We start from the raw sequence: 11,467 nt of genomic DNA on the forward strand, positions 1-11,467 counted from the left end.
GGAACCCTGCGAGGGCCGCGTCCGACCGGGTCCCACCCCTTCCGGTTCTCCGGGAGGGGTTCCGGTCGTTCCGCGACGGGGGCGGGCCGCGGGCCGCTCACTCCTCGGCGGGCAGCAGGCCCTCCTCCGGCAGCAGTCGGCGCGGGCCCGGCCCCTCGGCGGCCAGCTCGTCCCCCGGGTTCAGCACCCGGCAGCGGCGCAGCGACACGCAGCCGCACCCGATGCAGCCGGTCAGCTCCTCCTCCAGCCGCTCCAGCTCGGCCCGGCGGGCGCGCAGCTGGTCGGCCCAGCGGCGGGAGATCCGCTCCCAGTCGTGCTTGCCGGGCATCCGGTCCTCGGGCAGGCCGGTGAAGACCTCGGCGACCTCGGAGAGCGGGATGCCGAGCCGCTTGGCGACCAGGATGAGCGAGATCCGGCGCAGCACGTGCCGGCGGTAGCGCCGCTGGTTGCCCGTCGTGCGCTCGGAGGAGATCAGCCCCTGGTCCTCGTAGAAGCGCACCGCGGAGGTGGCGATCCCGGCCCGCCGGGCCACCTCGCCGACGCTCAGCAGATCGACCGGCGCGGTGGTCATGGCGGCTCCTCGACTGTCCTTGACTTCAAGTTCTCTTGAAGTCCTAGCGTACCGGACGTGACCGAATCAACTGCCGTAGAGAACGCCACCACCGCCTCCGGACCGGATAGTTACCCGTCGGATTCGCCGCCCGCGGGGGCCTCCGGCGGGTGGCGTGAACTCTTCTCCCGTCGGTACGCCGCAGCGGCCTCGATCCTGGCCGGCGGCGTCGCGCTGTACGCGATGAACCTCTACTTCACCGCCGCCCTGATGCCCTCGATCGTGGCCGACATCGGCGGCGAGCGGTACTACGCCTGGGTGGCCACCGGCTTCCTGATGGCCGCCGTCATCGCCTCGATGCTGGTCAGCAGGCTGCTGGACCGGCTCGGCGCCGCCGGGGCCTACGTGCTGGGCTTCCTGGTCTTCGGCGCCGGCGCCGTGGTCAACGCGCTCAGCCCGTCGATGGCGGCGTTGATCCTCGGCCGGGTGGTGCAGGGCCTCGGCGGCGGGCTGGTCGCCGGGCTCGGCTACGCCGTGATCCGCAGCGCCCTGCCGGAGCGGCTGTGGACCCGGGCGGCCGGGCTGGTCTCCGCGATGTGGGGTGTCGGCACCCTGGTCGGACCCTCACTGGGCGGACTGTTCGCCCAGCTCGGAGTCTGGCGCGGGGCGTACGTCCTGCTGCTGGCGGCCGCGCTGGTGCTGGCCGTGCTGGCCCGCCGGGTGCTGCCCGGGCGCTCCGGCACGGGGCACGGCGGCGGCCGGGTACCGCTGCCCTCGCTGCTGCTGCTCACCCTGGCGGCGGCCGCCTTCAGCGTCAGCTCGACCGTGCCGGGCGGCTGGCCGACGGCGCTGTGCCTGCTCGCCGGAGTGGCGCTGCTGGTGGGCTTCACGGCGGTCGAGCGGCGCGGCGCGGTGACGGTGCTGCCGCGGCAGACCTACCGGGCCGGCAACCCGCTGAAGTGGCTCTACCTGACCGTCGCCGTGCTCTGCGCGGGCGTGGTGACGGAGAACTTCATCCCGTTGTTCGGCCAGCAGCTGGGCGGGCTCTCCCCGCTGGTGGCCGGGTTCCTCGGCGCCACCACCTCGGCCGGCTGGACCGCCGCCCAGCTGTTCAGCGTCGGCATCGAGTCGGTCCGCGGCCGGGCCCTGGCGATCCGCACGGCTCCGCTGGTGCTGGTCGGCGGCCTGCTGGTCTACGGGCTGACGCAGACCGGGCACGCGTCCGGGCCGCGGGTGCTGCTCTGGGCCGTGGCGCTGTTCGGCGCCGGCACCGGGATCGGGCTGGCCTTCCCGCACCTGAGCGTGGCCGCGATGCGCAGCAGCACCGACCCGGTGGAGGGCGGCAAGGCGGCCGCGGCGATCAACACCACCCAGCTGATCGCCTTCTCGGTGACCTCGGCGCTGGCCGGGACGCTGGTCAACCTGGGCGGCGACACCCCGGTCGACTCGGCCCGCTACATGACCTTCGGGATCGCCGCGATCACCGTCCTCGGGCTGGCGACCGCCGCGCGCACCGCCCGCGGCCTCGGGCGCCGACCCCGGGGCGCCTGATCCCCGGGAGCAGGTCCCGGGCGCACGAGCAGGCCCCGGATCCCTTTTCGTCGGGGGGATCCGGGGCCTTTCCCGGTGCTCCGGGGGCCTACAGGGTGCTCCGGGGCCTTTCGGGTGCTCCGAGGGTCAGGACGCCGGGCCCACCCGGACGGTGGTGATCTTCCCGCCCTGGGACTCCCGGACGACCTCGATCTTGGTGTTGGTGTCCGGCACCTTCACCGTCAGCTGCGGCGTGGCCGGGTCCCCGTACACCCCGGTGCGGTCGTTGAACACCGGGACGGCCGGCTTGGCCGGGACGCGCACCGGGACGCCGCCCTTGTGCAGGGTGAACGGCGTGGTCGGCTTGAGCGAGAACGTCGCGTCGTAGGTCTGCGCCCGTCCGTTGACCAGCGTGCCGTCGGCGAAGCGGACCGGCGCCGGGCGGGCGTCGATCGGCAGGATCAGCCCGCCGCCGGGGTGGTCCTTGGTGTTGTTGTCACCGTACGAGGTGTCCCACAGCCAGATCAGGACGCCCTCCTGGTACGGGTAGTTGTCCACCACGTTGGCCTTGCCCGCGACGCCGCTGTAGCCGAAGTTGTACGGGCCGGTCTTCAGGAACGCCCCGTAGCCGGTGTAGCGGCGGTTCTCGGCGAGGTACGCGCGCGGATGCTGCTTGACGGCGGTGCGGCCGGTGATGACGGTGAAGCCGCCGGCCGTCCAGCCGTCCGCGCCGTTCTCGGCGCCGTCGGCGAACAGCACGGTGTCGCCCGCGGTGGCCTTGACGGCGTCCACCAGCACGCCCCGGCCGTGGGTGTTGCCGTCCGAGGTGACGTGGAAGCGCAGCCGGACCTGCCGGCCGAGGTAGCCGTCCAGCGGGATGTGCAGCTGTCGGTAGCTGCCGGAACTGCCGCTCAGCCCAGGGGTGTTGGCGTTGGTGTTGCCGATCGGGGCGCCGTCCACGGTGCCGCCGAGGGCGGTCCAGGTCTTGCCCTGGTCGGTGGAGGCCTCGACGGTCAGGAAGTCGTAGTCCTGCTCGGTGTCGTACCAGACCGCCGCGTCCAGGGCGGTCGGGCCGGCGGCGGTGCGCAGGTCGACGTCCCGGGCCAGGGAGTTGTCGAGGTTGTCGCCGGTGTCGCTCCACCACTGCTTGCCGCCCTCGTACGGATCGGCGAGGTCGGTGCGGGTGGTGCCGTCGGGCAGGTGGACCAGGACGGCCTGGGCCTGGTCGGTGTTGTAGCTGCTCACGCCGAGGGCGTGGGTGGAGCGGGTGGCGGCCTGCGCCTCGTCGTAGTCGAGCCAGCCGAACTGCAGCTTGCTCCAGGCGTCGAGGTCGCCGGGGTAGCCGCCGGTGGTGTTGGCGCCCTTGCCCAGGTAGGAGCCGGAGGACATCAGCGACCAGAAGTTGACGCTGTTGTCACCGCCGTTGGTGGGGTACAGGTCGGGCAGGCCGAGGTTGTGGCCGTACTCGTGGGCGAACAGGCCGACGCCGCTGTTCTCGCCCGCCTGGACGTAGTCGTAGACGTACAGGCCGGTGTCGCCGACGGGGGCGCCGCCGATCCGGTTGCCCTCCGGCCCGGTCTGCCCGGTGGCGTCGGGGAAGGTCCAACTGCGGTGCGCCCACAGCGCGTCGGCGCCCTGGGCGCCGCCGCCCCAGGTCTCGTCCACGCCCGCGTGCACCACGATGACGTTGTCCAGGTAGCCGTCCGGCTGGGCGAACTCCCCGTCCTTGTCGTGGTCGTAGCGGTCGTAGACGTCGTACTGGGCGAGCTGCGCCTTGATGTCGGCGGCGGAGCGGCCCTTGGTGATCTCGCCGTCGTACCAGGCCTTGACGGCGTCCCGGATGAACTCCTGGCCCTGGGTCCAGGCGCCGGAGCCCTGCGGGCCCTTGTTGCTGCCGTACCGGGCCTCGTTGTACGGGACGGTGACCCAGTCGCTGACGGTGCCCTCGACGTCGTACCGGCCGGAGGACTGGGTGCGGTAGTAGTTGCGCATCGACACCGCGCCGGGCGCGTCGTCGAAGAACATCTTCTGGTAGTACTCGCGGTTGAAGTCCGGCGACCACAGGGTGTGGTTGTCGTCCTTGCCCGGCTTGGGAATCAGGTTGTGGGCCGGACCGGGGGTGCCGCCGTAGCGCGGCTGGCCGTTCCACTGGGTGGTGCTGTCCACCTCGTCGCCGAACTGGGCGAGGATCACGAAGACCTTGTCCGTGCGCTGGTGCGCGAGCTGGACGTAGTCGTTGCCGATCTTCACCTTCGCCGGGGCGCGCTTGCCGGCGGTCTTGGCGACGGCGCCCTTGTTGAGCTGCTCCAGGGCCTTGCCGCGCAGTGCCTGGCGCTCGCGCTCCTGCGGGGCCAGGGGCACGGGCGGCGCCTCGGCGCCCTGGTCGGCGTCGGCCGCGGCGGCGGCGAGGGCGAGGGGGGTGGGTGGTGCGGCCTGGGCGGGGGTGCCCAGCAGGGTGGCCGCTATCGCGCCGGTGGTGAGCGCTGCGGCGAGGGCCGCGGACAGTCTGCGCAACTGACCGGTCCTTTCCGGGGGATGGGGGTCCTTCAGGGCATCAGTCGGTGAAGCGCAGGTAATATTTCACATGTGACGGGTCACGTGGAAGAGGTGTGGAGCAAGCGGAAGGGGCGCCGCACCCCGTAGGTGCGACGCCCCTCGACCGCTCCGCCCGCGGACGGGCCCGGGCGGGGCGACGGGTCACCCCAGGGAGGCCCGCAGGAAGGCGAGTTCGGCCTGGGCCAGCCGCTCCAGCAGCCCGCCCGGCGTCATGTGGGTGGCGCCGGGAACCGGCAGCACGCTGTGCGGGCGGCCGGCCCTGGTGAGCGCCTGGGACAGCAGCAGGGTGTGCGAGGGGTGGACGTTGTCGTCGGCCAGCCCGTGGATCAGCAGCAGCGGCCTGCTCAGGCCCGGCGCGTCGGTGAGCAGGCAGTCGTCGGCATAACCCTCCGGGTTGTCCTGCGGCAGGCCCAGGTAGCGCTCGGTGTAGGCGGTGTCGTAGAGCCGGAAGTCGGTGGGCGGGGCGCCCGCGCAGGCGGCGTGGAAGACGTCCGGGCGGCGCAGCACGGCGAGCGCCGCGAAGTAGCCGCCGTACGACCAGCCGCGCACGCCGACCCGGCCGAGGTCGAGGTCCGGGTGCCGCTCGGCGAGCGCGTGCAGGGCGTCGACCTGGTCGTCCAGCGCCACCCGGGACATCCGGCGGAAGATGGTGCGGGTGAAGTCCGGGGAGACGAACGGGGTGCCGCCGTTGTCGACGGTGACCACCGCGAAGCCCTGGTCGGCCCACCACTGCTTGAGCTGCCAGCGGCGCGGCTCGGCGGCCACCGCCTGGTAGCCGGGCCCGCCGTAGACGTCCAGCAGGACGGGCAGCCGGGTGCCGGGGACGTGGCCGCGCGGGTACACCACGGCGCTGGGCAGCTCGCGTTCGGTGACCCGGGCGAGCTGCGGCTCCACCCGGTGGGGCAGTGCGGCGCTGAGATCGGTGAGCACCAGTTCGTGGCCGTCGCGGCTGACGACCCGCCGCACGCCCGAGGCGGTGGCCGAGGTGAGCAGCAGGGTGTCGGCGGCGGCGAGCGCGGAGTGCAGGCCGGGGCCGGAGGTGAGCGGTTCGGGAGCGCCGCCGTCCGGGTCGACCAGGTGGACGTACTGGTGGAACGGGTCGCCCTCGCCGGTCTCGCAGAGCAGTCGGCCATGCAGCCGGCCGACCACCCGGCGGATCTGCAGGCCGGCGGTGTCCAGCGGCTTGCCGTCCAGCGCGAGGCCGCGGGCCTGCGGGGTGTCGTGGACGGTGAGCAGCCGGCCGTCGGCCAGCCGGGCGGGGGTGCCGGGCAGGTCGTCCACCCAGAACTCGTCGGTGGTGCGGGAGAGTTCCTCGGTCGCGCCGGTGGCCGGGTCGGCGCTCAGCAGCAGCACGTTCTGCTGCAGCCGGTCGGCGACGGTGATCAGCAGCTCCTCGGCCGAGGCCCAGGAGGCGGCGCAGACGTACGGGAACTCCTCGGCGTCCCAGCGCAGTCGGACCCTGTCGCCGTCGAGGCCGAGCACCCAGAGCTGGACGTCCGCGTTGGGGCCGCCGGCCTGCGGGTAGGCGAAGTCCTCGGGGGCCTCGTCGGGGTGGGCCGGGTCGGCGAAGTACCGTCGGGGGACGGCGGATTCGTCCACCCGGGCGGCCAGCAGCGCGCCGCCGTCCGGGCGCCACCAGTGGCCCCGGTGGCGGCCGAGCTCCTCGGCGGCGGCGAACTCGGCGACGCCCCAGCGGGCGCCGTCGGCGGGGGAGAGCGGTTCGGGGGCGGGGGTGACGTACAGGGCGTCCCCGGCGACGTAGGCGACGCGCTGCCCGGTGGCGTCCGGCCGGGGGTCGAAGGCGGGCCCGGCGACCGGGAGTTCGTCGCTGGTGCCGGTGGCGGTGTCGGTGCGGAACAGTCGGCCGTCCAGGGTGAAGACGGCGACGGCGAGGTCGGCGGTGGCGGCGTAGGTGCCGATCCCGGCGGCGACCAGCCGGGTGCGCTCGCGCAGCCGGCGCTCGACGACGGGCAGTTCGTCGCGCTCGCCGGTGCGGCCGGGCAGCAGTGCGGCCGGGTCGGCGACCAGCCGTTCCTCGCCGGTGGCGGTGTCGAGCAGGTGGAGGCGGTCGACCGGATCCTCCGGACCGGTGGAGCGGAGCAGCAGCATCCGGGTACCGTCCTGGGCAAGGGTGTACGCGCGCGGCGCGCCGAAGGCGAACCGGCCGGTACGGGCGCTGAGGTCGAGGAAGGCGTCGGTGATGGTCACGGGCCGATGGTGGTCGCGAGGCGCGCGCTACGACCAGTAGTCTGTCATGTGAAATGTCACACACCAGTGTGGGGTGTGGCGATCAGTGGACGTCAGTCAGCGGATGTCAGTCAGCGGAGGAAACCGTGCTCGAAGACCTGCGGCCCACCGACCCCCCGGTCCCGCTGCCCGCCGCCGACGGGCTGTTCAGCGTGTCGCCCGGCGTGGCGCACCTGAACCACGGCTCGTTCGGCGCCGTCCCCGTCCCGGTGCAGCGCGCCCAGGAGCGGCTGCGCACCGAGCACGAGCAGGACCCGGACGGCTTCTTCGCCGACCTCCCGGCCCGGATCGCCGCCGCCCGGGTCCGGATCGCCGCCGAACTCGACACCGACCCGGACCGGCTCGCACTGGTCTCCAACGTCACCGAGGCGGTCGCGATCGCCCTGGACAGCATCCCCTTCGCGCCCGGCAACCGGATCCTGGTCACCGACCACGGCTACGGCGCCGTCACCCGGGCCGCGGCCCGCAAGGCCGCCGAGACCGGCGCCGAGGTCGTGGTGGCCCCCGTGCCGCTGGACGCCCCCGACGAACGGGCCGTCCGCGAGGCGGTGCTCGCCGCCGTGGACGACCGCACCACCGTGGCCGTGCTCGACCAGGTCACCTCGCCCACCGCCCGCCTGGTGGCCGGCCCCGCCCTGCTCGCCGACCTCCGCGCCCGCGGCGTGACCACCGTCGTGGACGGCGCCCACGCACCCGGCATGCTGCCCGCCCCGATCGACCCCGGCGCCGACTTCTGGTTCGGCAACCTGCACAAGTGGGCCTTCGCCCCGCGCGCCACCGGAGTGCTCGCCGTCCGCCCCGAGTGGACCGGCCGGGTGCGCCCGCTGGCGCTGTCCTGGGAGCACGACAAGGGCTTCCCCGGCAACGTCGAATGGCGCGGCACCTGCGACTACACGCCCTGGCTCGCCGCCCCGGCCGGCTTCGAACTGCTGCGCGACCTCGGCCACCCCGCCGTGGCCGCCCACAACACCGCCCTCGCACGGTACGGCCGCCGGGTGCTGGCCGAGCGCACCGGCCTGGCGCCGCTGCCCTCGACCCCCGGGGTGTGGATGAGCACCGTCCGGCTGCCGGCCGGGCACGGCGAGACCGAACCGCAGGTGAAGGCGCTGATGGCCGAGGTGTGGCACCGCTTCGGCACCCGGATCGCCGTCCGCCCCTGGGAGGGCGGCGGGGTGCTGCGGGTCAGCGCCCAGCTGTACAACCGGCCGCAGGAGTACGAGCGGCTGGCGGACGGTCTGGCGGAGCTGCTGAAGGGGTAGGGCGCGTCCAGGCCGTGCCGTGCCGTGCCGGGTCGGTCCGGGTCGGTCCGGCCGGTGGCGGGGCGCAGGCCGGTCGCGGGGTGCCGGGCCGCCGGGCCGAGCGCGGACCGCCCGGCCCCGTCACGTGCGGTCGCGCTCCCGTCGCACACCGCCCGCGCACCGGTCGCACACCGTCGCACGGAAAAACGGTGCTATCGATGTCAGCCCACCCGGGTAACCTCTGGCTGAGATGCGAGATCACACCAACCACACCCGGACGGCGATGAACACCCCCGATCCAGAGCCCCAGGACGACCAGGAGCTCAGCCCCGCCGAGGCGTACGCGGCCAGCCGTCGCCGGGCCAAGGAGCAGGCCACCGCCCTGTACGGCTTCCAGCAGCTGTACGACTTCCCGCTGGACGACTTCCAGCTGGAGGCCTGCGAGACGCTGGAATCCGGATCCGGGGTCCTCGTCGCCGCCCCCACCGGCTCCGGGAAGACCATCGTCGGCGAGTTCGCCGTGCACCTGGCCCTCGCCGCGGGCCGCAAGTGCTTCTACACCACGCCGATCAAGGCGCTCTCCAACCAGAAGTACGGGGACCTGGTCAAGCGCTACGGTGCCGCCAAAGTCGGCCTGCTCACCGGGGACAACACCGTCAACGGCGACGCGCCCGTGGTGGTCATGACCACCGAGGTGCTGCGCAACATGCTGTACGCGGGCTCCAGCACCCTCGACGGCCTCGGCTACGTCGTGATGGACGAGGTGCACTACCTCGCCGACCGCCTCCGCGGCGCCGTCTGGGAGGAGGTCATCATCCACCTCCCCGAGTCGGTCACCCTCGTCTCGCTCTCCGCGACCGTCTCCAACGCCGAGGAGTTCGGCGACTGGCTGGACACCGTCCGCGGCGGCACCAAGGTGATCGTCTCCGAGACCCGCCCCGTGCCGCTGTGGCAGCACGTCATGGCCGGCAACCGGATGTACGACCTGTTCGCGAACCCCGACCGCGACGGCCGCCCCAAGAACAACCTGAAGAACCCCGGCAAGGCCGTCAACCCCGAACTGGTCCGGCTCGCCCGCTCCGAACTCGACCGCAACCCGCGCGACCGCTTCGGCCGCGGCCGGGGCCGCTCGATGCCCAACGGCCGCCCCGGCCGGGTCTGGACACCGGGCCGGGTGGACGTCATCGACCGGCTCGACGCCGAGGGCCTGCTGCCCGCGATCACCTTCATCTTCAGCCGGGCCGGCTGCGAGGCCGCCGTCCAGCAGTGCCTCAGCTCCGGGCTGCGGCTCAACAAGGACTCCGACCGCGCCCAGGTCCGGGCGATCGTCGAGGAGCGCTGCGCCGACATCCCCGACGAGGACCTGCACGTCCTCGGCTACTTCGAGTGGCTGGACGGGCTCGAACGCGGCATCGCCGCCCACCACGCCGGGATGCTGCCCCGGTTCAAGGAAGTGGTTGAGGAGCTCTTCGTGAAGGGCCTGGTCAAGGCCGTCTTCGCGACCGAGACCCTGGCGCTCGGCATCAACATGCCCGCCCGCTCGGTGGTCATGGAGAAGCTCGTCAAGTGGAACGGCGAGACCCACGCCGACATCACCCCCGGCGAGTACACCCAGCTCACCGGCCGGGCCGGCCGCCGGGGCATCGACGTCGAGGGCCACGCCGTGGTGCTCTGGCAGCGCGGCCTCGACCCGGAGGCGCTGGCCGGCCTGGCCGGCACCCGCACCTATCCGCTGAAGTCCTCGTTCCGGCCCTCGTACAACATGGCCGTCAACCTCGTCTCCCAGTTCGGCCGGCACCGCTCGCGCGAACTGCTGGAGACCTCCTTCGCCCAGTTCCAGGCGGACCGCTCGGTGGTCGGCATCGCCCGCCAGGTGCAGCGCAACGAGGAGGGGCTGGAGGGCTACCGCGAGTCGATGACCTGCCACCTCGGGGACTTCGACGAGTACATGGAGCTGCGCCGCCGGCTCAAGGATCGCGAGAACGAACTCGCCCGCGAGGGCAGCAGCCAGCGCCGCGCGGCCGCCGTCGAGTCCGTCGAACAGCTCAAGCCGGGCGACGTCATCCACGTGCCCACCGGCAAGTTCGCCGGCCTCGCCCTGGTCCTCGACCCGGGCCTGCCGCCGGTCAACCGCTCCGGCCGGGGCGGCCCGCGCCACCCCGACTTCCAGGACGGCCCGCGCCCGGTGGTGCTCACCGCCGAGCGGCAGGTCAAGCGGCTCGCCATGATCGACTTCCCGCACCCGGTCGTCGCCATCGAACGCGTCCGCATCCCCAAGTCCTTCAACCCGCGCAGCCCGCAGTCCCGTCGCGACCTCGCCTCCGCCCTGCGCACCAAGGCCGGCCACCTGGAACCCGAACGGTTCCGCCGCGGCCGGGCCGCCGCCGCCGACGACCCGGAGATCACCCGGCTGCGCGCCGAACTGCGCCAGCACCCCTGCCACGGCTGCTCCGACCGCGAGGACCACGCCCGCTGGGCCGAGCGCTACCACCGGCTGCACCGCGACACCGAGCTGCTGGAACGCCGGATGCGCTCCCGCACCCACACCATCGCCCGCACCTTCGACCGGGTCTGCGGGCTGCTCACCGACCTCGGCTACCTCAGCGGGGACACCGTCACCGACGACGGCAAGCGGCTCGGCCGGCTCTACGGCGAACTCGACCTGCTCGCCTCCGAGTGCATCCGCGAAGGCGTCTGGAGCGGCCTGGCCGCCGCCGAACTCGCCGCCTGCGCCTCGGCGCTGGTGTACGAGGCCCGCCAGTCCGACGACGCCGGAGCCCCCCGCGTGCCGGAAGGCGCGGCCAAGGAGGCGCTCGGCAAGATGGTCCGGATCTGGGGCCACCTCGACGCCCTGGAGGAGCAGCACCGGATCAACACCGCGGAAGGCGTCGGCCAGCGCGAACCCGACCTGGGCTTCGCCTGGATCGCCTACCGCTGGGCGCTCGGCCACAACCTCGACCAGGTCCTGCGCGACGCCGACATGCCGGCCGGCGACTTCGTCCGCTGGACGAAGCAGCTGATCGACGTCCTCGGCCAGATCCAGGACGCCGCCGGCGAGGACGCCGAACTCCGCAAGACCGCCCGCAAGGCCATCGACGGCCTCCGCCGCGGCATCATCGCCTACTCCTCCGTCGGCTGACCCCCTCCCACCCCCAGGGGCCCGCCCGCTCCCCGAGCGCGCGGGCCCTCTGCTTTTCCACGGACGAAGGGAACGAAAAGCCGCTGCCCCACGGCCCCGGCGGCTCCCCAAGGATCATTTGGTGGGATGCCGCCAGGCCTACGGCCTTGGCGGTGCAGCAGCGCGCCCCACAGCTCCCAGACGGAGAAGTCGAAGGCGTAGGAGTGG

The 11,467-nt window shown here is 73.4% G+C and carries 6 protein-coding genes; 3 read left to right on the forward strand and 3 right to left on the reverse strand.

Annotated elements, in window-relative coordinates; genetic code table 11:
- Positions 1-97 precede the first annotated feature (97 nt).
- Positions 98-571, reverse strand: a complete 474-nt coding sequence (soxR, locus tag ACWD4P_RS15060; RefSeq protein WP_359823136.1) for a redox-sensitive transcriptional activator SoxR — start codon at positions 569-571, stop codon at positions 98-100.
- A 57-nt stretch (positions 572-628) separates the two neighbouring features.
- Between soxR and ACWD4P_RS15065 the strand changes: the two genes are divergently transcribed.
- Positions 629-2,101 carry an MFS transporter gene (locus ACWD4P_RS15065; protein WP_449779882.1) on the forward strand — a complete coding sequence of 491 codons (1,473 nt, stop codon included), beginning with the start codon at positions 629-631 and terminating at the stop codon, positions 2,099-2,101.
- A gap of 126 nt (positions 2,102-2,227) precedes the next feature.
- On the opposite strand, the gene ACWD4P_RS15070 is transcribed toward ACWD4P_RS15065, so the two are convergent.
- Both ACWD4P_RS15070 and ACWD4P_RS15075 read right to left on the reverse strand, forming a co-directional pair.
- Complete coding sequence (locus ACWD4P_RS15070; RefSeq protein WP_449779883.1) at positions 2,228-4,594, reverse strand: immune inhibitor A domain-containing protein; 2,367 nt, start codon at positions 4,592-4,594, stop codon at positions 2,228-2,230.
- A gap of 183 nt (positions 4,595-4,777) precedes the next feature.
- On the reverse strand, positions 4,778-6,844 hold the full coding sequence (locus ACWD4P_RS15075) for a prolyl oligopeptidase family serine peptidase (RefSeq protein WP_449779884.1): 2,067 nt from the start codon (positions 6,842-6,844) through the stop codon (positions 4,778-4,780).
- Between the two features lie 125 nt (positions 6,845-6,969).
- On the opposite strand from ACWD4P_RS15075, the gene ACWD4P_RS15080 reads away from it, so the two are divergent.
- The gene (locus ACWD4P_RS15080; protein WP_449779885.1) at positions 6,970-8,142 is read left to right on the forward strand and encodes an aminotransferase class V-fold PLP-dependent enzyme; all 1,173 of its coding nucleotides are present in this window, start codon (positions 6,970-6,972) and stop codon (positions 8,140-8,142) included.
- 262 nt (positions 8,143-8,404) lie between these two features.
- The gene (locus ACWD4P_RS15085) at positions 8,405-11,260 is read left to right on the forward strand and encodes a DEAD/DEAH box helicase (RefSeq protein ID WP_449779889.1); all 2,856 of its coding nucleotides are present in this window, start codon (positions 8,405-8,407) and stop codon (positions 11,258-11,260) included.
- Positions 11,261-11,467 lie beyond the last annotated feature (207 nt).

The sequence above is a fragment of the Kitasatospora sp. NPDC002543 genome, from assembly GCF_053594915.1.